This is a genomic window from Salmonella sp. GDC200615 (assembly GCF_050574145.1).
Classification (GTDB): domain Bacteria; phylum Pseudomonadota; class Gammaproteobacteria; order Enterobacterales; family Enterobacteriaceae; genus Salmonella; species Salmonella enterica.
Genome location: NZ_CP192247.1, coordinates 3,236,235 through 3,258,705 on the forward strand (window position 1 = coordinate 3,236,235; position 22,471 = coordinate 3,258,705).

Here is a 22,471-nt window from a genome sequence, read left to right on the forward strand (position 1 = left end):
TTGAGGATTTACCCGAATGTGAACTAAATCACTTCAAAGACGGGGTAAGTCTCAGTATCATCATGAGAGTTAAACCCTCGCCGCCAGACGGTGAGGGTTTTCTTTTGGGACCATTTACCTGCACTACTCGCAGTATCGATGACATGGAGTAAGAAATGTCCAGACCCACTATTATCATTAACGACCTTGACGCCGAACGTATTGATCGTCTTCTGGAACAGCCTGCGTATGCGGATCTGCCGATTGCCGACGCGCTCAACGCCGAACTGGATCGCGCGCAAATGTGTTCGCCACAAGAGATGCCGAACGATGTCGTCACCATGAACAGCCGCGTTAAATTCCGCAATTTGAGCGATGGTGAAACACGCGTGCGGACGCTGGTGTACCCCGCCAATATGACGGATAGCAGTACCCAGCTTTCGGTAATGGCGCCCGTCGGCGCGGCGTTGCTGGGACTGCGCGTCGGCGACACCATTCACTGGGAACTGCCGGGCGGCGCCTCCACCCATCTCGAAGTGCTGGAACTCGAATATCAGCCTGAAGCCGCGGGCGACTTCCTGCGTTAAACCATCTGCATAAGCGTTAATGCGTTTACACAGAGGATGCCTGCGCATCCTCTTTCCGTTAGCCCTTTCATTTCTGCCTGTTTCAGACAACGCCGCCTGGCATCGGGTTGATTACTCCCGTCGCCTGTTTCTGCGCCGCTTGTGCCGACGTCGCTCCCGGCACCAGGATAACCTTTCGGCACTCTTCTTCGCGTTTTTCGAAAATTTCGTAGCCGCGCGCCGCCTCTTCAAACGGCATATAGTGCGTGACAATCTCCTCCGGCTTCAGCAACCCTTTTTCAATAAGCGGTAATAATTCCCCCAGCCACGCGTGAACATGGGTTTGACCCATTTTAAAAGTTAGCCCCTTATCAAAGGCGTCGCCGAATAAAAAGCCGTGAATAAAACCGGCATACACGCCGGGCACGCTGACCACGCCGCCGCGTCTGACCGCCGCGATACATTGTCGCAGCGCTTTGCCGCTGCTGCCTTCCAGTTTAAGGTTCGTCAGAACCGTCTCCGTCAAGCTGCCTTTCGCTTCAAAGCCTACGGCATCAATTACCGCGTCCACGCCGCGGTGTCCTGCCGTCTGCTCGATGATTTTTTCCGCCGGATCGTTCTCATCATCGAAGTTGATCGGTATCGCGCCGTAACGTTCTTCGGCGAAACGCAGGCGCCAGGCGTGGTGATCAACGACGAAGATCTGCTCCGCGCCCAGCAGTCGCGCACAGGCGATAGTCAGTAATCCTACCGGCCCTGCGCCAAAAACCGCCACGCTGGAACCTTGCTGAATCTGGGCATTTTTTGCCGCCTGCCAGGCGGTAGGCAAAATATCAGAAAGAAACAGCGCTTTATCGTCAGATAACAGCGGCGGCACCTTAAATGGACCGACATTACCTTTTGGCACGCGAACATATTCGGCCTGTCCGCCGGGAACGCCGCCATACAGATGGCTATACCCAAACAGCGCCGCCGGCGGTGGGATCTGTTTTTTATTCATCGTCGCGCCGTGTCCGTCGTTAGTGTTTTCACACGCTGAATATTGCTGTAGCCGACAGAAAAAGCAGTCACCACAGGCAATGACAAACGGGATAACGACCCGATCCCCTTTTCGAATATTCTTCACATCATGTCCGGTTTCCACCACCTCGCCCATAAACTCATGGCCGAAAATATCGCCATGTTTTACCTGTGGGATCTTGCCGCGATAGAGATGCAAATCAGATCCGCAAATCGCGGTGGCGGTAACACGCAAAATGATATCGTCAGGCTGCTCAATGCCGGGATCGGGTACGTTTTCAACCTTTACGTGATGTGGACCGTGATACGTCAATGCTTTCATGCAGCCTCCGGGGTAACGGTGAATGTTGCGTTCGACTATAAAAGGGTAGCTATCCCGGAGAGACTGCCGGCAAAACAGGCGGCTTTAGGATTTTTCCTGGAAAATACACGACTTTTTTAACGTCAGGTTGCCGTAATATTTAAAATTGCCAGACGAATAGCAGAAAGAAACATTATTATATGCTTGAATAAATTCAGTATTGATTAACAGGGAGTAACGGGTATGTATAAGACAATCATTATGCCGGTTGATGTTTTTGAAATGGAACTTAGCGATAAAGCCATTCGCCACGCTGAGTTTCTGGCGCAACAGGATGGCGTCATTCATCTGTTGCATGTACTGCCTGGGTCCGCGAGCATGAGTCTGCATCGCTTTGCCGCCGACGTGCGTCGCTTTGAAGAACATTTACAGCATGAGGCGGAAACGCGTCTGCAAACGATGGTGGGACACTTCAGTATCGATCCTTCACGAATTAAAACGCATGTTCGCTTTGGTAGCGTGCGCGATGTCGTCAATGAGATGGGCGAAGAACTGGATGCGGATGTCGTGGTAATCGGTTCGCGTAATCCGTCTATCACGACACACCTGTTGGGATCTAACGCCTCAAGCGTGGTGCGCCATGCGACGCTGCCGGTATTGGTTGTGCGTTAACCCTGGTGGCTAAAAACTGACACGCCCTGCCAGGTCACGCCTGGCAGGGCTTTTTACTGCATCATCGTTAATACAAATGCCCGATATTCACAATAGTACTCACCGTGTCGCCAAAAAAGACCAGCCGGCTCAGAAATACGCCAACGAATAACAAGACGAACAGGAGTTTCGGGCGCGAATCACCGTGACGGCTGGCGACAAAAGCGAGCGCAAGGCAAACCAGGCTTGCCAGATAAAACGGGGAAGCCAGCCATGAACGCGCCGTCATCTGCATGACCGTTCCCCCGCTTAACCACACCAGCGGCGCCGCGATAAGTACCGCGGTACACACCACAATTCCCTGGCGTAACGCAGGAACGGCAGGCCTGAGTCTTAACAGCGGAATCGCCGCGCAACCCATGACCCATACCGTAATAAAAAATAACAGCATGGTAAATCCATTAGCGATAGCTACCATCGCTGGCGCGGCGTAGGTCATCCCCTGCACCGCCACCAGTAACACGCCGAACACGGAGGCGATAAGAGCCATCGCTTTATGTCCCTTTGCCAGGAAAGTTACGCCGACCGCTGCGCCAAACAACGTGGCGCCAAGGATTTCCCGACTTAACCAGGCATGTCGCAGGTTAATCAGCGCATCATAAGCGCGATCGGGATGCGCCAGATGCAGAATCGCGGCAATAGACGCCAATGCCAGCACCAGCCCGGTGGCCAACCAATAGAAACGCTGGCCTTCCACTTCACCACGCAGCGTACGCCATGTCAGTACCAAAGCCATCCCGACAGACATCTGGCTTAATACCGTAAAAAACACCAGCGGCAGTTCATATTTTTCCATTACTTGTCCTCCGGCTGCTTAGGCTGGCGCGCCAGAATAAAGCGCGTTCCTGGATTGAGCTGTGGCATATGCGGGAACCCTGGCGGATACTGCACCGCATTATCGGGCACAGGATCGGAATCCAAATCGATAATCGACAAGGCGCCCACCGGGCAGGCGTTTACGCACGCCGGATTCATACCGATATCAAGACGCTCGTAGCACATACTGCATTTTTCCGCTTTACGCGTCTCTTCATTAAAACGCGGCGCGCCATAAGGACAGTTACGAATACAGTTTTTGCAGCCAATGCAGCGCTCAGGGTTATGCACCACCACGCCATCTTCACGTTTGGTATAGGCTTCGACCGGACAGGCGGCGACGCAGGCCGGATGTTCGCAGTGGTTACAGGCCAGCGAGTAAAACGCCCGCTCTTCATGTGGATAGATGTCTTTATCCAACGGATAAACGTAGCGCCAGAAGCGATCCGGCTCCAGTTGGTTAAAGCTTTTACACGCCATAGCACAGCCACGGCAGCCGATGCACTTATCGCTATTCACTAAAAACGCACGTCTCATGCTACGGACTCCCCTTTACCGATCAATACAACGTCAGCAAACTGACTGTGGATAGCGGCGCCCGGCGCGCCAGTTTTCATCAGCCCCATATCAGCAGGCGTATCGGCCACGACGTTTTGCACGTTGTACTGCCGTTTCGGGAACCACGCTTCATACATCACCAGAAAATCTTCCGGCACGTTGGTGGTGACTTTTGCCCGCAGCTCAACTTCACCGGTGCCATTGAAAACTTTGACCAGATCGTTCTCGCTGATGCCTTTTTTCTGTGCGGAAGAAGGATGGATATAAACGAACGGTTCCGGGTAGAACACCTGCATCCAGTCCAGGTTGATAAACTGCGAGTGCAGGCCAAACTGCACGTGCGGCGTAAACAGATGGAAAGGCAGTTTGCTCTCGGCTTCCGGTTTGTATTCCGGCAGCGCGGTATGGCCGTTTTTCTCCGCCAGTTCAGATTTAAATTCATACTTGCCTGACGGCGTTTTGAACTTGCGGTCGTACCAGGCGGCAGAACTTGGCAGGATCGCTTTTTTCGGCCCGTCCAGCAGATCGTCCCAGGAAGAGATGCCAAACATTTTCGCCATACCGTCGTTGAACTCCTGATCCAGCCAGCGCTTGTGATCGAACTCTTGCGGGAAGGTACAGGAACCCGGCGCCATCTTATTAATGGTGCGCGACAGCATGGTAGCGATTTCAAGGTCGCATTTTGCTTCATACATCGGCTTAATCGCCGGCTGATTAATGGAAAGCCAGTAGTGCCAGTAAGAAGCATCCACGTTCCACTCTTCAAACGCGGTGGTAACGGGCAGCACGATATCAGCGTGTTGCACCGTTTCGTTGAAGAACTGATCGGCGCAGACCACCATTTCCAGTTTTTCAAACGCTTTTTTCATCTTGCTGCGATCGAAATCCTGGGCAAACGGGTTTTTACAGGCGACCCACAGCATACGAACCGGCGGATCGTTGGCCTCCAGAATCCCCTGCGCCGTCTGGTTGATATTCAGAGAGCGATCGGAGTACTGCACGGCGTCGCTGCCAGCGGCAGCCCCGAATTCACTGGTGGTGCCCGCCGCTCCCGGTATGCCAATAGCGCCCACCGGCGGCTTCTGCAGCATGGCGTTATAGTTAAAGCCCCAGGTATGCAGATGGCCATAACGCGCGCCGCCGCCTTCGACACCGATGTTGCCGGACATAGTGACAAAGGCATCGATAGCGCGAACGTTGGCGCCGCCGTTGACATGACGCTGCATCCCGTAACCAATCCAGACCGTGGCCGGCTTAACCGCCGTAAACTCTTCCGCCAGTTGGCGAATGACATCCGCAGACAGGCCGCAGATTTCTGCCGCCCACTCCACGGTGACGTTATTACGCAGATAGGCTTCAAATTCCGGATAGCCATGAGCATCGTTGTTGACAAAGTCCTGATCCACCAGGCCTTTATCCACCAGATGACGCGCCATCCCCAGCGCCAGAGCGCCGTCTGAGCCAGGCCGTACGCGCAGGTAGAGATCGGCTTTGGCGGCAGTCTGCGACAGCAGCGGGTCGATAACCACGACCTTCGCCCCTTTCTCGCGCGCCTGATAGATGTACTTCATGCTGTGCATTGAGCACCAGGCCGGGTTGGCGCCCCAGATAATGATGTATTTCGCTTTCACCATATCTTCCGGGTCGTTACACCACATGTCGCCCATGTCGTAGTTTTGCGCGTCGATACCGGCAGGCCAGCACGGCGTACCGGCAAAACGGGTGGTGTAGCCAAGCGAGGACATCATCCCTTCAACGGCATAGTTCAGCACGCCAAACTTACCGGAGTATTTGGTCAGCGCCAGACCGAGCATAGAACCGTCTTTTTTCTTAATCTCCAGCATTTTGGCGGCAATGCGCTGCATCGCCTCTTCCCATGAGATGCGACGCCAGTTGCCGCTACCGCGAACGTCCTGCGCCATGGGATATTTAATACGATCGGGGCTATAAACCCGGCGCGGATAGCTTAACCCTTTGACGCAAGGGGTACCGTGAGTAAATGTTGATTCCGGCGCGCCTTCCACGAAAGTAATGACCCCGTCCTTTACCCATGTCTTGAGGCTACAGGTGTCATAGCAGTTACGCGGACACGCGTTACGATAAATTTTGTACGTTTTAGGGTTAAAGGGAACAGGCGGCTGCGCAAGCGCGCATCGGGAGGTCAGTAATCCTCCGGGTAAAGCCGCAACGGCGCCCAGTGCCACTATCCCCTTTAAAAAAGAACGTCTGTTCAGATGTCCTGTCTCATTACTCATATTGATACTCTCGTTTTAATTCATCAAGCCAATAAAATAAGATGTCCGCCACCGTATATAACGTGGTCGTTTGTGCATGAGTTTTTATTTTTTCGATATATAATGGCACCCACTTTGTTAAATAGTTATTGATATATTGAGTGAGAGTAGATCGGTATGGTGACGTTTGCCGGGTATTAGCCAGTAATAGTGTGGTCAACTCCAGCACGCAGGAAATATGATCGTCAGGAATATTGCTCTCCTGATTAACCGATAATCCCAACGCTGCCATAAACTCCCGTATCTCCAGCGTCGCCTTTCCCATCACCAGCGCATCGTCCTCCAGATACACTGAAGCGAAAGGCGCAGCCAGCAGCTTGCCAGGACCGACGAATAGCGCATTAAAGTCATACTCCGCTTCCAGCCACGCCCGGTCGGTAAGGTTTACCGCAGCAGAGGGATTTAATCTCACGTAGGCAGATTTCAGTGAATGACTATCATGAGAATTAAAAAAATCACGCAATGTAAGCCCTGTTTTTTCTAATTCCGTCAGTGATTCATAGATTGAATCCATGAATAAATAACCTCACATACAAATGCAATATAAATCAAGAAAAAAGAATGGGCATGTTAGCGGAAGCGCTTAATCTTTCTTTGATAAAAAAACAGAAAAATTCCAGTTAAATCCGTAGAAGGCTTTTTTATTGTTTCAAAGTTTAAAAACAGAAGACCGTTGAAATAAAAAACCGTCTGTTATTAACAGACGGTTTCAGAGTATTGATAATGAAGAAGGTGTTTTACCCAGTGGCGTTCCCCAGGCATAAACACCGCAGGCCCGAATAGCTTACACTATCGGGCCATTTACGATGGCCAGTTAACTGGCCTTGCAGGTGTGCTTACTTCTTTTTATGCGATTTTGGTACGAATCAGATAATCAAAGGCGCTCAACGAGGCTTTCGCCCCTTCGCCTGTGGCGATGATAATCTGTTTGTAAGGAACGGTGGTGCAATCGCCTGCAGCGAAGACGCCCTTAACGCTGGTTTCACATTTGGCGTCAATAATGATCTCGCCCATGCGGTTACGCTCAAGCGCGCCTTCCAGCCAGTGGGTATTCGGCAACAGACCAATCTGCACAAAAATCCCTGCCAGCGCGACGCTATGAATATCGCCGCTGACACGGTCACGATACTCCAGCCCCACCACTTTCGAACCGTCGCCCTTCACTTCTGTCGTTTGCGCATTCAAAATGATATCGACATTTTTCAGGCTACGCACTTTGTCCTGTAGCACCTGATCCGCCTTCATCTCCGGCGCGAACTCCAGCAACGTAACGTGTTCTACAATACCTGCCAGATCGATAGCCGCTTCAACGCCAGAGTTGCCGCCGCCGATGACCGCCACACGCTTCCCTTTAAATAACGGACCGTCGCAGTGCGGACAATAGGTGACGCCTTTGGTGCGATACTGATCCTCGCCCGGCACATTCATATTGCGCCATTTCGCGCCGGTGGCGATGATGATACTGCGCGCTTTCAAGACTGCGCCGGACGCCGTTTCAATCTGATGCAGGCCGCCTTCTGCCGCTGCCGGAACCAGTTTACTTGCGCTCTGGCTGTCGATAACGTCAACGTCGTAATCGCTGACATGCGCTTTCAGCGCGCCCGCCAGTTTCTGGCCTTCGGTTTTCGGCACCGAGATATAGTTTTCGATATCCACGGTATCCAGCACCTGACCGCCGAAGCGCTCGCCCATCAGACCGGTACGGATGCCTTTGCGCGCCGAGTAGACCGCCGCCGCCGCGCCCGCCGGGCCGGAACCGACAATCAGCACGTCATACGCATCGCGTTTGTTCAGCGCTTCCGCCGCACGTTTTTCTGCGCCAGTATCCACTTTAGCGACAATCTCGGTCAGAGTCATACGTCCCTGGCCGAACTCTTTACCGTTGACAAACACCGCCGGAACGCCCATCACGTTACGCTCGGTGATTTCGTTCTGGAAGGTGCCGCCATCAATTGCCGTATGTTTAATACGCGGGTTCAGCACCGCCATCAGGTTCAGCGCCTGCACTACGTCCGGGCAGTTATGGCAGGAAAGTGAATAATAAGTTTCGAATTCAAAATCGCCGTCAATATCGCGAATCTGCTCCAGCAGCGACTGCGCTTCTTTTGACGGATGACCGCCGGTCCACAGCAGCGCCAAAACCAGCGAGGTAAATTCGTGGCCCAGCGGAGAACCGGCAAAGCGCGGCCCTTGCTGAGAACCTGGATTCGTAATCAGGAAAGACGGCTTGCGCACCGGCAGAGTATTGTCTTCTTTAAACGTGACTTTGTCGGACAGCTCGGCGATTTCAGCCAGCAGTTCCTTGATTTCCGCCGATTTAGCGCTGTCATCCAGCGTGGCAATCAGCTCAACAGGTTTGGTCAGTTTCTCAAGGTAAGCCCTGAGCTGGGTTTTCATATTTGTGTCGAGCATTCTTCTTCCCTCTCTGAAAACATCATCATGCAAGCCGACTTCGCGGGACTGCATTAATGCAACTTGCGTCATGGTGCTGAAATGAAATGGGCGCGGGTGCGCCCATGACTGAAACAATTTCCAAAGTATTTCACGTCAGAGTAAGGCGGCTAGCCTGAGAATCCCCGGGAGCTTACTGAAGTAAGTGACCGGGGTGAGCAGGCGACGCCAACGCAGCTATGGCGTGAAAGACGACGGAAATTTAGATTTTACCGACCAGGTCTAAAGATGGAGCCAGAGTCGCTTCGCCTTCTTTCCATTTCGCCGGGCATACTTCGCCTGGGTGAGCGGCAACGTACTGTGCTGCTTTAATTTTACGCAGCAGGTCAGACGCGTCACGGCCGATACCTTCAGCGGTAACTTCGATCGCCTGGATGATACCCTGCGGGTCAACAACAAAGGTTGCACGGTCTGCCAAACCTTCGTCTTCACGCATGTTGTCGAAGTTACGGGTCAGGGCGCCAGTCGGGTCGCCGATCATCGCATATTTGATTTTTGCGATAGTTTCAGAGCTGCTGTGCCATGCTTTGTGCGTGAAGTGAGTATCGGTTGAGACGGAATAAACGTCTACGCCCAGCTTCTGCAGTTCTTCGTAATGGTCGGCAACGTCACCCAGTTCAGTCGGGCAAACAAAGGTAAAATCGGCCGGGTAGAAGAAGAAGACGCTCCAGCGGCCTTCGGTATCTTTCTCGGTGACTTCAATGAATTCACCGTTTTTGAACGCCTGGTTTTTGAAAGGTTTGATTTTGGTGTTAATTAAGGACATCTATACTTCCTCCGTGTTTTCGTTGAGGAGTAAGTTAACGAAATTTTGCTGATTCGGCTAATGCGTTTCCATTATCAAATCAATAAGCGTTAACTAACAACCCGTTTCGGGCGACATTGTGAACACTGCGCCCTGTCAGCCATCTAAAGTAAAAAGGCCGCCTGACAGGCGGCCCCATTACCTGAACTACCCGTAGGTAACTTCAGAGCCAGTACGACTCGTCTTGCAAATTACAGACGTATTGTCTGCAACTCGAAATCCATAGCGTATATGCTGGCTAAGTGTTGCGCTCTACATTACCTTAACAAAGGCTGTAACAGCGAAAAGGATTACATCACCCCAGCACAGAAAGGGCAATCCTGGCACGCCAGCTCTTACCTATGTCTGTGATAGGCATCATCATTAATACTCTTTTCGCTTTGATATTAAAAGGAAAAAATATGATTAAACGTACATTGCTGCTTGCTATGCTGCCCATTCTCGCCCACGCGGAAGAACTGCCTGCGCCGGTTAAAGCCATTGAAAAACAGGGTATAACTATCCTGAAATCCTTCGAGGCGCCGGGGGGCATGAAGGGCTATCTCGGAAAGTATCAGGATATGGGCGTCACGATTTACCTGACGCCGGACGGTAAACACGCGATTTCCGGCTATATGTATAATGAAAAAGGCGAAAATCTTAGCAACGCCCTGATAGAAAAAGAGATCTATGCACCGGCCGGACGTGAAATGTGGCAGAAAATGGAAAAAGCGTCATGGATACTCGACGGTAAAAAAGACGCGCCGGTGGTGCTGTATGTCTTCGCCGACCCTTTCTGCCCCTATTGTAAGCAGTTTTGGCAACAAGCTCGTCCGTGGGTCGAATCCGGCAAGGTACAATTACGCACATTACTGGTCGGCGTGATTAAACCGGAAAGCCCGGCCACAGCCGCAGCGATTTTAGCCGCGAAAGACCCGGCGAAAACCTGGCATGACTATGAAGCCTCCGCAGGAAAGATGAAGCTGGAGGTTCCGGCGTCCATCCCCCCGGCGCAGATGAAAGTCATTAATCAGAATCAGCAGCTAATGGACGATCTTGACGCTAACGCGACGCCAGCAATTTATTACATGAATAAAGATAAGATTTTGCAACAGGTTGTGGGTTTACCGGAAAAAGCGCAACTGGACGCCATGATGGGGCAGCCTTAACGCAGAAATTAGCAAAGCTGGAGCTTAACCGTACCACGCCCGATAGCGCTACGTTTGTCGGGCCAACCTCTGACTGGCATTAACGCGACGCCAGACCAGCATGTCATCCGACACAGCCTTTTTAGACTAACGGCGTGGTTATAAAAGTGTACGTTATGTCCGCCTTTACTGTAATTATTTACTCGCTAAAATATTCATAACTGTGGTATTTTAGTTTAAATAAACTCTACATTAAGTTTAATAAACATAACTCTGGTAAATTATTGAGATTAAGTCATAATCATGGAAGATACCATGATAATGCCGGGAACATACTATGGCTAACCTTTACGACCTTAAAAAATTCGATCTTAACCTGTTGGTTATATTTGAATGTATCTATCAACATTTAAGCATTAGCAAAGCAGCAGAAACACTCAATATTACACCTTCTGCCGTAAGCCAGTCATTGCAACGCCTGCACACGCAATTCAACGACCCTCTATTTATTCGTTCAGGCAAAGGAATTACGCCTACCGTAACAGGCATTAATTTACATTATCATTTAGAAAATAATCTTAACAGCCTGGAACAAACTATTAATATAATGAATCAGTCCAGCCTGAAGAAAAAATTTATTATCTACAGCCCACAGCTGTTGATCACCCAATATGTGATGAAATTAGTTAAATATATCCGCAAAGATCCACAGGTTGAAATTGAACATCACGACATTTTGACCACTGACGAACTGCCTGAAGATCTGCTTGCCTACCGCAAAGCAGATATTGTGGTTTCAATGGCCCCACTGAATAATCGTTCTATTGTTTGTACTCACTTTAATAGGCTAGAATGCATCTTGGTTTGCAGTGAAAACCATCCCCGACTAGGCGACACCGCCACTATCGACGAAATTCTACAAGAGTCATTTACGCAACTCGTCTCCCGGGCAACCGGTATGAAAGAATATCATTCACTTATGGATGATGTGCTGGGGGAAAGAATAATTGGTTTCAGAAGCAAATCGCTGATGACCATCGCCAACTCTATCAGCTCCACGGAGCTTATTGTTTTTTTACCACAAACATTTTTTGACTATTACTCTTCCTCTATCAAACTTAAAAAAGTCACCATACCTTTTACCATTGCTCCCATACAATTCTATCTTATGTATAATAGGGCTTCGCTGAATAATAGCGGATTTGCTGAGCTCATTGAGCACATCACAAAAAAACATTAATAAGAAGGTCAGATAACGGATATTAATATAAATTTAATGTATATGTTTATGGAATATATTTATTTTACAAATATAATAAAGCATTGCAAGTTCATCTAATCTGCTTATCCTTTATGTTAATTATTTCGAATATACTGTAGTTAACACATCGGAGACTATCCAGAGATGTCGGTTTATAAAGTTCCGCTCGAGCAAAATGTTCTGGAAGCGGCTCAAGAGCGTATAATGTGGACCCTGGAAACCTTACCCCGGGTCTGCGTCTCATTTTCTGGTGGTAAAGATTCAGGACTTATGTTGCACCTGACGGCAACGTTGGCGCGCAAAATGAATAAAAAGATCCATGTTCTCTTCATTGACTGGGAAGCGCAATTCTCCTGTACCATCGCCTATATTGAATCGTTACGTGAATACTACGCGGACGTTATTGAGCGTTTTTATTGGGTCGCATTACCCTTAACCACACAAAATTCCCTTTCACAATACCAGCCGGAGTGGCAGTGTTGGCAGCCGGGTACCGACTGGGTACGACAACCGCCAGAAGATGCGATTACCGATCCGGCTTTTTTTCCTTTTATCAACACGGCATGACCTTTGAACAGTTCGTTCGCGATTTTGCCGACTGGTTTTCAGAAAAACGTCCTGCCGCTATGCTGGTCGGTATTCGTTCCGACGAATCCTATAACCGATTTGCCGCTATCGCTAACTCGCATAAGCTGCGCTTTGCCGACGATAAGCCCTGGACCACGTTAGCCCCTAAAGGGCACACCTGGTATATCTATCCCATCTATGACTGGAAAACCGCAGATATCTGGACCTGGTTCGCCAAAACAGGTAAACCATGTAACCCTTTGTATAATTTGATGTATCAGGCTGGAGTACCGCCCCGTTACATGCGTATTTGCGAACCGTTCGGCCCGGAACAACGACAGGGGTTATGGCTGTATCATGTTATCGAACCTGAGCGCTGGGCGGCCATGTGCGCCAGAGTCAGCGGCGCACTCAGCGGAGGAATATACGCCGGACAAGACAGCCATTTTTACGGCCACCGGAAAATTTTAAAACCCGATCACCTTAACTGGGAAGAGTACGCGCTGCTCTTGCTACACAGTATGCCTGAAGTCACTGCCGAACATTACCGTAATAAAATCGCCGTTTATTTGCAGTGGTATAAGAAAAAAGGCATGCACACCATTCCACAAACGCAGCATGGCGATATCGGATCGCGCGATATTCCGTCGTGGCGACGGATCTGCAAAGTATTACTGAACAATGATTACTGGTGCCGGGCGCTGTCATTCAGTCCGACAAAACCTAAGAATTACCAGCGTTATAACGAACGTATGAAAGCTAAACGCCAGGAATGGGGGATCTTATGCAACACCGACTCACAACCGAAATAACTCACTTTCTCTCTGAACTGCCTGAAGAGGAGAGGATCGCCGCCATTAATGAATTTAGAATGGCGATACATAGCGTTAGTCCTTTTCGCGATGAGCCTGTCGATTGTGTCCTGTGGGTGAAAAACGATCATATTTCACCTAATGACTACAACCCGAATAACGTTGCGCCGCCGGAGAAAAAACTGCTGCTTAAATCGATTGAACAAGATGGGTTTACTCAGCCGATCGTGGTGGTAAAGGCCAATACGGAGGAGTACGAGATTGTAGACAGTTTTCACCGTCATGAGCTGGGCAAAGGAAAAGCGGCCCTGAAAAGGCGTCTGAAAGGCTACCTGCCGATAACGTGTCTGGACAGAGAACGTCACGAACGCATGGCGGCAACCATTCGGCATAACCGCGCGCGCGGGCGCCACCAGATCCACGCCATGTCAGAAATCGTGCGCGAACTTTCTCTGCTAGGCTGGGACGAGAGCAAAATCGGCCAGGAGTTAGGTATGGACGCCGATGAAGTCCTGCGCCTGAAACAGATCAACGGCCTGCAGGAGCTTTTTGCAGACCGTCGATTCTCCAGAGCGTGGACGGTTAAATAACTACAGTTTACACAGGCGCTCTGCGGCGGCCAGCAGCGTTGATTCCTGTTTAGCGAAACATAAACGTATAAGCTGATGCGGGAAAGGGGCGGCGCAAAAGACAGAGAGCGGAATAGCGGCGACACCGACTTCTTCGGTTAGCCACTGACAAAACTCAACGTCATTTAGCGTCGACACTGCGCTGTAATCGATTAACAGAAAATAGGTACCTTCACAGGGCAGCACTTTTAATCGGCTTTGCGCCAGCGCGTTAACCAACACATCGCGTTTTTTCCGGTAAAAATCGGGTAACGCGCGATAGTGTTCCGGCGCGGCGCGCAGCATATCCGCCAGCGCCAGTTGCGCCGGCGTATTGACGCAAAACGTCAGGTACTGATGAACTTTGCGTATTTCGGCGCTAATGGCCGCAGGCGCAACGCAGTAACCAATCTTCCATCCTGTCATATGAAAGGTTTTACCAAACGATGAAACGGCAACCGCCCGCTCTCGTAACTGAGGGTGCGCCAGTACGCTGGCATGACCTTCGGCGGCAAAACAAATATGTTCGTACACTTCATCGCTTAATACATAAATTTCCCGCTCGCCGATAGCCTGCCACAGCGCCTCGATATCCGCCTGGCGCCAGACGGTAGCGGTGGGATTATGCGGCGTATTGAGGATCACCAGTCGCGTGCGCTCGCTAAGCAACGCCGAAAACGCCTGCCAGTCGACGCGAAAATGCGGCGGCGTAAGCGCTATGCGTTTTAACACTCCGCCGGAGAGCGCCACGGCCGGGGCATAGCTGTCGTAACTGGGATCGAAACAGATAACCTCATCCCCTGCCCGCACCAGCGCGGTAATCGCCGCATACAGCGCTTCTGTCGCGCCCGCTGTGACGGTGATATCACTGACGTCATCGGGTCGATAACCATATATTTCCGCCGTTTTATCGGCAATGGCCTCCCGCAGCGCCTGCGCCCCCGTCATCGGCGCATATTGATTCGCGCCCTGCGCGACATGATAAGCCAACCGCTCGTGCAAATAACGAGGACCATCAAAATCAGGGAAGCCTTGCGATAAATTTATTGCCTGATGTTTCTGCGCCAGCGCGCTCATTTGCGTAAAAATCGTGGTACCAAGATTTGGCAATTTGCTTTTTGGAATCAGTGGGTTATTTCTCATTATCTTCATACCCGCCAGTGATGTGGTTGTTGACACACTATCACAGGGTGTTAGTATTTGGCAATCAAGACGTTTAGATGTCTAAATATAATAACAACGGTGAGAAGACCCTAAGGATAACACAACATGAACCACACTGAGATCCGCGTCGTTACCGGCCCGGCGAATTATTTTTCCCATGCAGGAAGCCTCGAAAGACTGACCGACTTTTTCACGCCGGAACAGCTTTCCCACGCCGTTTGGGTGTACGGCGAACGCGCGATTGCCGCCGCCCGGCCTTACCTGCCGGAAGCGTTTGAACGTGCTGGCGCAAAGCATCTGCCGTTTACCGGCCATTGTAGCGAACGCCATGTTGCCCAACTGGCGCACGCCTGCAACGACGATCGTCAGGTGGTGATAGGCGTCGGCGGCGGCGCGCTGCTCGATACCGCCAAAGCGCTCGCCCGCCGTCTGGCGCTGCCGTTTGTCGCTATCCCGACAATCGCGGCAACCTGCGCCGCCTGGACACCGCTTTCCGTCTGGTATAACGACGCGGGACAGGCGTTACAGTTCGAAATTTTTGATGATGCCAATTTTCTGGTGCTGGTCGAACCGCGCATTATTCTGCAGGCGCCCGATGACTATCTGTTAGCTGGCATTGGCGATACGCTGGCGAAATGGTATGAAGCCGTTGTGCTTGCGCCGCAGCCTGAAACGTTGCCATTGACCGTAAGACTGGGCATTAACAGCGCGTGCGCTATTCGCGATCTCCTGCTGACCAGCAGCGAACAAGCATTAGCGGATAAACAGCAGCGTCGGCTGACCCAGGCATTTTGCGACGTGGTGGATGCGATTATCGCTGGCGGCGGTATGGTCGGCGGCCTCGGGGAACGCTATACCCGTGTCGCCGCCGCCCATGCGGTACACAACGGTCTGACCGTTCTGCCGCAAACGGAAAAATTCCTGCACGGAACGAAAGTGGCTTATGGCATTCTGGTGCAAAGCGCGCTACTGGGACAAGATGACGTGCTGGCGCAATTGATTACAGCGTACCGGCGATTTCATCTGCCGGCCCGGCTTAGCGAACTGGACGTGGATATTCATAACACCGCCGAGATCGATAGGGTCATCGCGCATACCCTGCGCCCGGTCGAATCCATCCACTATTTACCGGTGACGTTAACGCCAGACACCCTGCGTGCGGCGTTTGAAAAAGTTGAATTTTTCAGAATATAGCCTGGTGACGTTGCGTTTATCAGGCCTGGCAACCCTCAGCAGCAACGCGCGCCGCCTTTTCCACCATAGCGCGCATCCTGCCGCTCGCGGAAAAATTCTTCATAGGTCATCGGCGTCTGATCCGGATGCGTTATGCGCATATGCTCAACATAGTTGTCGTAGTCTGGCACGCCAATCATCATTTTTGCGGCCTGTCCCAGATATTTTCCGGCTTTCGAAAGCGTATCGAACATCGTTGTCACCTGTCATTCAAATGCCCTCTCCTTATTCTGGAGAGGGCTATTGATGTAAAAAGATTAGTGCGCGCCTTTCGCCTGCGTCACGATCTCATCCACATTTTCCGGCATCGGCTCATACGGCGTTTCATTCGCCGTCGGTTTATCAATCTTCAGAGCGGCCAGCGCCGTCTTAATAGAGAAGACCGCCAGCACCACGACCACCACCATAAAGAAGATGGTTAGCCCGGCATCCAGACGGTTATTGAATACCAACTGCGCGAGTTGCGATTCGGTGTACTGCGGCGGAATATTGCCGCTGTCGATCATCGCCTGGAACTTATTGGCAATGGCCAGGAAGCCGATTTTCGCATCCGGACTAAACGCTTTCTGCCAGCCCGCCGTCAGCGTACAAATCAGCAGCCAGGCCGTCGGCACCAGCGCGACCCACGCATAACGCTGACGCTTCATTTTGAACAGTACCACGGCGCAAAGCATCAGCGCCATACCCGCCAGCATCTGGTTAGCGATGCCAAACAGCGGCCACAGGGTGTTAATACCGCCCAACGGATCGACCACGCCCTGATGGAGGAAATACCCCCACGCCAGCACGCACAATGCCGTAGCAAGCAGGTTCGCTGGCAACGAATCGGTACGTTTCAGCTCTGGCGACACTACGCCCAACAAATCCTGCAACATAAAGCGCGCCGCACGGGTGCCCGCATCCACCGCCGTCAGAATAAACAGCGCTTCAAACAGAATGGCGAAGTGATACCAGAACGCCACATCCATCATGCCGCCCAACGCGCCATGTAAAATGTAGGCCATCCCTACCGCCAGCGTTGGCGCTCCGCCTGCGCGGGAGATAATGGATTGTTCGCCGACTTCATTGGCAATCTGGTGTAACGTATCCGGCGTGATAGCGAAACCCCAACTACTGACCACCTGCGCGGCAGAAGCTACGACATCCGCTGTCCCCGCTGGCGCCAGTACCGCCATCGGGCTATTCATCGCAAAGTAAACACCCGGATCGATAATACAGGCGGAGACCAGCGCCATAATGGCGACGAAAGATTCCATTAACATCCCGCCGTAGCCGATAAAGCAGGCCTGGCCTTCGTTGGCCAACATCTTCGGCGTCGTGCCGGAGGAGATGAGCGCATGGAAACCGGAGACCGCGCCGCAGGCGATGGTAATAAACAGGAACGGGAACAGGTCGCCCGTCCAGACCGGTCCGGTACCATCAACAAATTTGGTCAGCGCCGGCATAGTCAGCGTCGGACGCATAATCAGAATCCCGACCGCCAGACCGACAATCGTACCAATTTTCAGGAAGGTAGAGAGGTAATCACGCGGCGCGAGCAGCAGCCAGACCGGCAGTACCGCCGCGACAAAACCATAACCCACCAGCATCCAGGTAAGCTGCACGCCAGTAAAATCAAAGTACGGCGCCCAGGTTGGGCTTGCCGCCACCCATCCGCCGGAAATAATAGCGAAAATAAGAAATACCAGCCCAATGACCGACACCTCGCCGATGCGCCCCGGACGCAAATAACGCAAGTAGATGCCCATAAAAATCGCCAGTGGAATAGTGAACGCGACAGTGTACGTTCCCCACGGGCTATGGGTCAGCGCTTTCACCACGATCATCGCCAGGACGGCCAGAATGATCACCATGATCATAAAGCAGGCCACCAGCGCGATCACCCCTGCCGTCGCGCCCATCTCCTCTTTAACCAGCTCGCCAAGCGAACGCCCATCGCGCCGGGTCGAGACGAACAGCACCATAAAGTCCTGCACCGCTCCCGCCAGCACGACGCCCGCCAGCAGCCAGATCATCCCCGGCAGATAGCCCATCTGCGCCGCCAGTACCGGCCCGACCAGCGGACCTGCGCCAGCAATGGCCGCAAAATGGTGACCGAACAGCACTTTTTTATCGGTCGGGACATAATCCAGACCATCATTATGACGTACCGCGGGCGTCATACGCGTTGGGTCAACCGCCAGCACTTTTTTGGCGATATAGAGCCCATAAAAACGATACGCAATAAGATAGACACAGACCGACGCCACCACGATCCATAGCGCGTTGATCTGTTCCCCACGATTTAACGCAATATAGCCCAGGGCAAACGCACCCAATACTGAGAGCGCTGTCCAGACGAGGTATTTCCCTGATTTATTCATAGTTGTTGTCCGTTTGGGTGTTCCAGAGAGATGTTACATTTTGTTTCTATAACACCTTTACCGTAATTAACAACACAACAACATGATAAAACCGGATTGTTACCCATTTTTTACATTACAGTGTTAACCAGATCACTTCCTTTCTTCGTTAATGCTGCAATTGCATTTTACTTTGCCAGAACTATCCCATTACCGCCGTTCCCAGGCGACAGGTGCAGCAGCGCCTCCCCTGCTCGTCAAAGAGCGTAATTTCCCAGCTTTGATTCTGCCGCCCCAGATGCAGCGGCAGGCAAACGCCGCGTACTTTCCCCTGCGAGACGGCGCGGTGGTGGGTGGCGTTTAACTCGGTCCCGACCACGCACTGCCCGTCGCGGGTCATCAGATAACCCGCCATTGATCCTAACGTCTCCGCCAGCGCTGCCGATGCGCCGCCGTGTAGCAGACCAAACGGTTGATGAGTGCGGGCATCGACGGGCATTTCCGCCTCCAGCACTTCATCGCCCAGACGGGTGTAAACAATGCCCAGATGCGCCACCAGCGTGTTCTGACTGGTAGCGTTCAATTCATCCAGCGTTAAATGCCGTTTCCAGATCATCGTCAGGCTCCCAATGTTGAACCGCCGTCCACCACGATATCCTGCAAGGTAATGTGGCTGGCCAGATCGGAGGCAAGAAACAAAATGGTATTGGCTATCTCCTGCGGACGGGCGATTTTACCGAGCGGTATGCCGAGCTTAAACTGTTCGCCGAAACCGCGAATACGCTGCTGTTCGGCATCTTCGCTCACCCATAACGTGCGCTGCATATCGGTGTCAGTCGAACCAGGCGACACCACATTACAGCGCACCCCGCAGCCCGCCAGCTCCAGCCCTACGGTTAGCGCCAGGCTTTTCAGCGCCGCTTTAGAGGCGCCGTAAGCGCTCATACCGATACGCGGCGTATGCGCCGCATCTGAGGCTACGGTGACAATCGCTCCTCCCTGCTGACGGCGAAACTGCGCCATCGTCTGCGAAAACAGGTTAAATGCCCCGCCCACATTGACCGCAAATGTCTGCTGCCAGTCGTCGACGCTAAGCGCGTCGGTCGCTCCCATACGCAAAATACCGGCGGCGTTGACCAGCACATCCAGCCGCGGCGTTTTTTGCAACACACGCTGGCACACCTGCGCAACCTGTGCGGCATCCGCCACATCCATGACTTCGGTAGCAAAGGGATAATTCTCTTGCGTAAATTCGCGATCGAAGCCGATCACCCGCGCCCCGGCGTCGACAAACGCCAGCGCCGTCGCGTAACCGATCCCTTTCCCCGCCCCGGTCACCCATACCGTTTTGTCTGAAAAATCAATACAGGCCATTACTCTACCCCGCGAGAAAGCAGCGCCCACCAGGCGTCAATGGTCGGGTTTTTCGCCAGCATCACGAAGTCGATATCGCCGTGTACTTTACGCCAGCGCGCTGCCAGCCCCATCATGCGTACTGAATCCAGGCCATAATCAATCAGGTTTTCATCATCCAGCGGCTCGTCGGTCTCATCCAGCAACGGCAGAATCAACGCCCGCAGCGCCGCTTTACTGGCAGGAACCGGCGTCGGCAGCAGCGACTCGGTCATGACGACGCGACCGGAACGCCCCGCCACATAGTTCAGCGCCATCAGATGCTCTTCCCGGCTGAAATCCGCCAGCGCATCCGCCACCATAAACGGCTTAATGTCGCGCATAAACGCATCGGTAGCGGTGGTCATACAGCCAATATGCGCATACACGCCGGTAATGATGAGCTGATTGCGTCCGGTATCTTTTAACATCTGTTCCAGCGGCGAGCGGTGAAACGCGCTATAGCGCCACTTCACCAGCACCGTATCCGCCTCATCCGGCGTTAAGGCTTCTACCACCTTCTGCTGTTCCGGAGAGCGCGTCAGTCCCGGCCCCCACATATCATTGAGTAACGCGCGATCTTCATCGCTTTGCTCTTTCGGCTGAGCGGTGTAATAGACCGGGATATGATGTTCCTTACAGTACTGGCGCAGGGCGGCGATATTAGCAATCACCTGGTCCATCATTGGGCAGTTGCGGCCCCAAAAGCTGACAAAGTAATCCTGCATATCGTGGATGAGCAGCGCAGCGCGCTCCGGCTCAAATGCCCAGTTCACTTTGTTGGTCGGGATATCCAGTGCGGTGGGCAGCGCGTAAGACTGTAGTTTCGGGATTGCCATCTCTCTTTCTCCTTCAGAGCGGTGAACGTGACGCCAACCGCTAGCGTAATTGTTTTTTATCGACTTTACCAACCGGCGTCAGCGGCAGTGACGCAACGCACTCTACGCGATCCGGTAATTTAAATTCCGCCACGCCCTGCTCTCGCAGGAAACGGCGTACCTGTACCGCTCGCAGCGGCTCTTTTACCACCAGATATGCGCAACTTTTTTCTCCCAGCAGTTCATCTTCCATGCTGACCAGCGCCACATGGATCACCGCTGGGTGGCGCAGTAACAGGTTTTCTATCTCTTCGGCGGCTATCTTCTCGCCGCCCCGATTGATCTGATCTTTTTCACGCCCGTGAACGGTGATGTAACCGTCTTGATCAATGGAGATCAGATCGCCGGAACAGTAAAAACCGTTGGCGTCAAAGGCGCTGGCATTGTGTAGCGGACTGTTGAAATAGCCGCGAAAAGTATAGGGGCCGCGCGTCATCAGACGACCAATCTCGCCCGGCGGCAGTGGATTCCCGTCGGCATCCGCCACCCACACTTCGTCGTCCGGACACATGGGTCTTCCCTGAGTATTGATAATCCGTTCCGGACTATCGTCCAGCCGGGTATAGTTCACTAACCCTTCCGCCATGCCGAAGACCTGCTGCAACTGACAGCCAATTTCAGCCGGAATACGGGCGGCCAGCGTCGCAGAAAGCCGCGCGCCGCCAACCTGCAATAACCTTAATGACGCCAGCGGCGCATTACCGCCCCACTCCTGGATAGCCTGTAGCCATAGACTGACCGCGGGAGGCACCAGCGCCGTGGCATTAATCTGGTGTTTTTCGATCAGCGGGAAACAGAGCGTGGCGCTGGGATCGGTCGCCAGCACTACCGTTCCTTTGGCAAGAAAGACGCCCAGCGCGCCCGGCGAACTCATGGCGTAGTTATGCGCGGCGGGAATCGCGCACAGAAAACGCGTCTCCTCGTTAAAACCGCAAATCTCATTGCTACGGCGCACGCTGTAGTAATAGTCGTTATGGGTACGGGGAATAAGCTTTGGCGTGCCGGTAGTACCGCCGGAAAGCTGAAAGTAGGCCACTTCGTCAGCAGGTGATGGCGTGGCGGTGAAATCTTCCGCCGCCTGCCGCATCGCCGCGTCCAGGCTGTGATCGCCGTCGTCGTTGCGCAATAACACCACCCGCACAGAGCGGTGTTCAGCCACAAACGTGTTGAGAAAGTCCTCCCCGGCGAACAGCGTATGTTGGCGATCGGCAATCACCAGCGTCGGCGCGATCTGCATCGCATAGGCGTTAAGTTCGGTACGTTGATGGCTAAACAGCGCCAGAACGGGCGCTACGCCAAGCTTCAACAGGGCGAAAAAGGTGATATACAGTTCCGGTACATTCCCCAGTTGTACCAGAGCGGTTTCGCCAGGTTTGATGCCCTGACGGCGTAAACTGCAGGCCAGATTATCTGCGGCCTGGTTGAGCTGGCGATAGCTGAATGCGCGCTCGCCTTCAATGACCGCCGTCTTGTCGCTGCCAGCGTGGCGGGTCAGAATATCGGTCAACGGCACGTCTTGCCAGTAGCCTTTTTCACGATAACGGCGGGCAAATTCATCCGGCCAACGGGTGAAAGGTATACGCATC

The 22,471-nt window shown here is 52.6% G+C and carries 20 protein-coding genes and 1 pseudogene; 7 read left to right on the top strand and 14 right to left on the bottom strand.

All coding sequences use genetic code 11. The annotated features are described in order from the left end of the window. The first annotated feature begins 155 nt into the window (after positions 1-155). Positions 156-566 (top strand): nucleoside diphosphate kinase regulator, encoded by a 411-nt coding sequence (gene rnk / locus ACQ29O_RS15655; protein WP_000089748.1) that lies wholly within the window; start codon positions 156-158, stop codon positions 564-566. A gap of 82 nt (positions 567-648) precedes the next feature. On the opposite strand, the gene ACQ29O_RS15660 is transcribed toward rnk, so the two are convergent. Further along, positions 649-1,887 carry a zinc-dependent alcohol dehydrogenase gene (locus tag ACQ29O_RS15660; protein ID WP_000646124.1) on the bottom strand — a complete coding sequence of 413 codons (1,239 nt, stop codon included), beginning with the start codon at positions 1,885-1,887 and terminating at the stop codon, positions 649-651. A gap of 222 nt (positions 1,888-2,109) precedes the next feature. Here ACQ29O_RS15660 and uspG point away from each other — a divergent pair, with 222 nt between their 5' ends. After that, positions 2,110-2,538 carry a universal stress protein UspG gene (gene uspG, locus ACQ29O_RS15665; protein WP_000278499.1) on the top strand — a complete coding sequence of 143 codons (429 nt, stop codon included), beginning with the start codon at positions 2,110-2,112 and terminating at the stop codon, positions 2,536-2,538. Positions 2,539-2,605: 67 nt separating this feature from the next. On the opposite strand, the gene ACQ29O_RS15670 is transcribed toward uspG, so the two are convergent. The 6 genes from ACQ29O_RS15670 to ahpC all read right to left on the bottom strand — a co-directional run bounded on the left by ACQ29O_RS15670 (position 2,606) and on the right by ahpC (position 9,462). Then, positions 2,606-3,373 carry a dimethyl sulfoxide reductase anchor subunit family protein gene (locus ACQ29O_RS15670; RefSeq protein ID WP_000417098.1) on the bottom strand — a complete coding sequence of 256 codons (768 nt, stop codon included), beginning with the start codon at positions 3,371-3,373 and terminating at the stop codon, positions 2,606-2,608. Further along, on the bottom strand, positions 3,373-3,930 hold the full coding sequence (locus ACQ29O_RS15675) for a 4Fe-4S dicluster domain-containing protein (protein ID WP_001250383.1): 558 nt from the start codon (positions 3,928-3,930) through the stop codon (positions 3,373-3,375). The genes ACQ29O_RS15670 and ACQ29O_RS15675 overlap by 1 nt, the downstream gene beginning before the upstream one ends. Beyond that, positions 3,927-6,206, bottom strand: a complete 2,280-nt coding sequence (locus ACQ29O_RS15680) for a molybdopterin-dependent oxidoreductase (RefSeq protein WP_000064320.1) — start codon at positions 6,204-6,206, stop codon at positions 3,927-3,929. Before ACQ29O_RS15680 ends, ACQ29O_RS15675 begins: the two co-directional genes overlap by 4 nt. Continuing rightward, entirely contained in the window at positions 6,199-6,759 is a 561-nt protein-coding gene (locus ACQ29O_RS15685) for a TorD/DmsD family molecular chaperone (RefSeq protein ID WP_000377428.1), read from the bottom strand. Before ACQ29O_RS15685 ends, ACQ29O_RS15680 begins: the two co-directional genes overlap by 8 nt. A 332-nt stretch (positions 6,760-7,091) precedes the next feature. Continuing rightward, positions 7,092-8,657 (bottom strand): alkyl hydroperoxide reductase subunit F, encoded by a 1,566-nt coding sequence (ahpF, locus tag ACQ29O_RS15690; RefSeq protein ID WP_000887641.1) that lies wholly within the window; start codon positions 8,655-8,657, stop codon positions 7,092-7,094. A gap of 241 nt (positions 8,658-8,898) precedes the next feature. Next, positions 8,899-9,462, bottom strand: coding sequence for an alkyl hydroperoxide reductase subunit C (gene ahpC, locus ACQ29O_RS15695; RefSeq protein WP_000052802.1), 564 nt, complete (start codon positions 9,460-9,462; stop codon positions 8,899-8,901). Between the two features lie 440 nt (positions 9,463-9,902). Between ahpC and dsbG the strand changes: the two genes are divergently transcribed. From dsbG to ACQ29O_RS15715, 4 genes and pseudogenes are all read left to right on the top strand, one after another. Next, positions 9,903-10,649, top strand: coding sequence for a thiol:disulfide interchange protein DsbG (gene dsbG / locus ACQ29O_RS15700; RefSeq protein ID WP_000597121.1), 747 nt, complete (start codon positions 9,903-9,905; stop codon positions 10,647-10,649). A gap of 316 nt (positions 10,650-10,965) precedes the next feature. Next, a complete protein-coding gene (gene citR, locus ACQ29O_RS15705) occupies positions 10,966-11,868 on the top strand; it encodes a DNA-binding transcriptional repressor CitR (RefSeq protein WP_020937082.1) in 903 nt (300 codons plus the stop codon). A 165-nt stretch (positions 11,869-12,033) separates the two neighbouring features. After that, positions 12,034-13,268, top strand: a pseudogene (locus ACQ29O_RS15710) (phosphoadenosine phosphosulfate reductase). Continuing rightward, the gene (locus ACQ29O_RS15715; RefSeq protein WP_001164758.1) at positions 13,241-13,858 is read left to right on the top strand and encodes an IbrB-like domain-containing protein; all 618 of its coding nucleotides are present in this window, start codon (positions 13,241-13,243) and stop codon (positions 13,856-13,858) included. Before ACQ29O_RS15710 ends, ACQ29O_RS15715 begins: the two are co-directional and overlap by 28 nt. Here ACQ29O_RS15715 and ACQ29O_RS15720 read toward each other — a convergent pair whose 3' ends face one another. Next, positions 13,859-15,019, bottom strand: coding sequence for a pyridoxal phosphate-dependent aminotransferase (locus ACQ29O_RS15720; protein WP_001245592.1), 1,161 nt, complete (start codon positions 15,017-15,019; stop codon positions 13,859-13,861). Between the two features lie 126 nt (positions 15,020-15,145). Between ACQ29O_RS15720 and ACQ29O_RS15725 the strand changes: the two genes are divergently transcribed. Then, positions 15,146-16,234 (top strand): oxidoreductase, encoded by a 1,089-nt coding sequence (locus ACQ29O_RS15725; RefSeq protein WP_001016849.1) that lies wholly within the window; start codon positions 15,146-15,148, stop codon positions 16,232-16,234. 35 nt (positions 16,235-16,269) lie between these two features. Here ACQ29O_RS15725 and ACQ29O_RS15730 read toward each other — a convergent pair whose 3' ends face one another. The 6 genes from ACQ29O_RS15730 to entE all read right to left on the bottom strand — a co-directional run bounded on the left by ACQ29O_RS15730 (position 16,270) and on the right by entE (position 22,470). Next, entirely contained in the window at positions 16,270-16,467 is a 198-nt protein-coding gene (locus tag ACQ29O_RS15730) for a YbdD/YjiX family protein (RefSeq protein WP_000460619.1), read from the bottom strand. A gap of 63 nt (positions 16,468-16,530) precedes the next feature. Next, a complete protein-coding gene (gene cstA, locus ACQ29O_RS15735) occupies positions 16,531-18,636 on the bottom strand; it encodes a pyruvate/proton symporter CstA (RefSeq protein ID WP_001043105.1) in 2,106 nt (701 codons plus the stop codon). 181 nt (positions 18,637-18,817) lie between these two features. Next, a complete protein-coding gene (gene entH, locus ACQ29O_RS15740) occupies positions 18,818-19,231 on the bottom strand; it encodes a proofreading thioesterase EntH (protein ID WP_000637969.1) in 414 nt (137 codons plus the stop codon). 2 nt (positions 19,232-19,233) lie between these two features. Next, a complete protein-coding gene (gene entA / locus ACQ29O_RS15745) occupies positions 19,234-19,989 on the bottom strand; it encodes a 2,3-dihydro-2,3-dihydroxybenzoate dehydrogenase EntA (RefSeq protein ID WP_000752163.1) in 756 nt (251 codons plus the stop codon). Next, entirely contained in the window at positions 19,989-20,846 is an 858-nt protein-coding gene (locus ACQ29O_RS15750) for an isochorismatase (RefSeq protein WP_001007166.1), read from the bottom strand. Before ACQ29O_RS15750 ends, entA begins: the two co-directional genes overlap by 1 nt. A 40-nt stretch (positions 20,847-20,886) precedes the next feature. Continuing rightward, positions 20,887-22,470 carry a (2,3-dihydroxybenzoyl)adenylate synthase EntE gene (gene entE / locus ACQ29O_RS15755; protein WP_001222464.1) on the bottom strand — a complete coding sequence of 528 codons (1,584 nt, stop codon included), beginning with the start codon at positions 22,468-22,470 and terminating at the stop codon, positions 20,887-20,889. Position 22,471 lies beyond the last annotated feature (1 nt).

What these genes read in the sequence shown, in the direction of transcription:
- ACQ29O_RS15720 (WP_001245592.1), bottom strand. Translation starts at nt 15,019, where the DNA reads ATGAGAAATAACCCACTGATTCCAAAAAGCAAATTGCCAAATCTTGGT.
- cstA (WP_001043105.1), bottom strand. Translation starts at nt 18,636, where the DNA reads ATGAATAAATCAGGGAAATACCTCGTCTGGACAGCGCTCTCAGTATTG.
- ahpC (WP_000052802.1), bottom strand. Translation starts at nt 9,462, where the DNA reads ATGTCCTTAATTAACACCAAAATCAAACCTTTCAAAAACCAGGCGTTC.
- ACQ29O_RS15750 (WP_001007166.1), bottom strand. Translation starts at nt 20,846, where the DNA reads ATGGCAATCCCGAAACTACAGTCTTACGCGCTGCCCACCGCACTGGAT.
- ACQ29O_RS15730 (WP_000460619.1), bottom strand. Translation starts at nt 16,467, where the DNA reads ATGTTCGATACGCTTTCGAAAGCCGGAAAATATCTGGGACAGGCCGCA.
- ACQ29O_RS15675 (WP_001250383.1), bottom strand. Translation starts at nt 3,930, where the DNA reads ATGAGACGTGCGTTTTTAGTGAATAGCGATAAGTGCATCGGCTGCCGT.
- entH (WP_000637969.1), bottom strand. Translation starts at nt 19,231, where the DNA reads ATGATCTGGAAACGGCATTTAACGCTGGATGAATTGAACGCTACCAGT.
- dsbG (WP_000597121.1), top strand. Translation starts at nt 9,903, where the DNA reads ATGATTAAACGTACATTGCTGCTTGCTATGCTGCCCATTCTCGCCCAC.
- ACQ29O_RS15725 (WP_001016849.1), top strand. Translation starts at nt 15,146, where the DNA reads ATGAACCACACTGAGATCCGCGTCGTTACCGGCCCGGCGAATTATTTT.
- uspG (WP_000278499.1), top strand. Translation starts at nt 2,110, where the DNA reads ATGTATAAGACAATCATTATGCCGGTTGATGTTTTTGAAATGGAACTT.
- ACQ29O_RS15715 (WP_001164758.1), top strand. Translation starts at nt 13,241, where the DNA reads ATGCAACACCGACTCACAACCGAAATAACTCACTTTCTCTCTGAACTG.
- entA (WP_000752163.1), bottom strand. Translation starts at nt 19,989, where the DNA reads ATGGCCTGTATTGATTTTTCAGACAAAACGGTATGGGTGACCGGGGCG.
- ACQ29O_RS15660 (WP_000646124.1), bottom strand. Translation starts at nt 1,887, where the DNA reads ATGAAAGCATTGACGTATCACGGTCCACATCACGTAAAGGTTGAAAAC.
- citR (WP_020937082.1), top strand. Translation starts at nt 10,966, where the DNA reads ATGGCTAACCTTTACGACCTTAAAAAATTCGATCTTAACCTGTTGGTT.
- rnk (WP_000089748.1), top strand. Translation starts at nt 156, where the DNA reads ATGTCCAGACCCACTATTATCATTAACGACCTTGACGCCGAACGTATT.
- ACQ29O_RS15670 (WP_000417098.1), bottom strand. Translation starts at nt 3,373, where the DNA reads ATGGAAAAATATGAACTGCCGCTGGTGTTTTTTACGGTATTAAGCCAG.
- ahpF (WP_000887641.1), bottom strand. Translation starts at nt 8,657, where the DNA reads ATGCTCGACACAAATATGAAAACCCAGCTCAGGGCTTACCTTGAGAAA.
- entE (WP_001222464.1), bottom strand. Translation starts at nt 22,470, where the DNA reads ATGCGTATACCTTTCACCCGTTGGCCGGATGAATTTGCCCGCCGTTAT.
- ACQ29O_RS15685 (WP_000377428.1), bottom strand. Translation starts at nt 6,759, where the DNA reads ATGGATTCAATCTATGAATCACTGACGGAATTAGAAAAAACAGGGCTT.
- ACQ29O_RS15680 (WP_000064320.1), bottom strand. Translation starts at nt 6,206, where the DNA reads ATGAGTAATGAGACAGGACATCTGAACAGACGTTCTTTTTTAAAGGGG.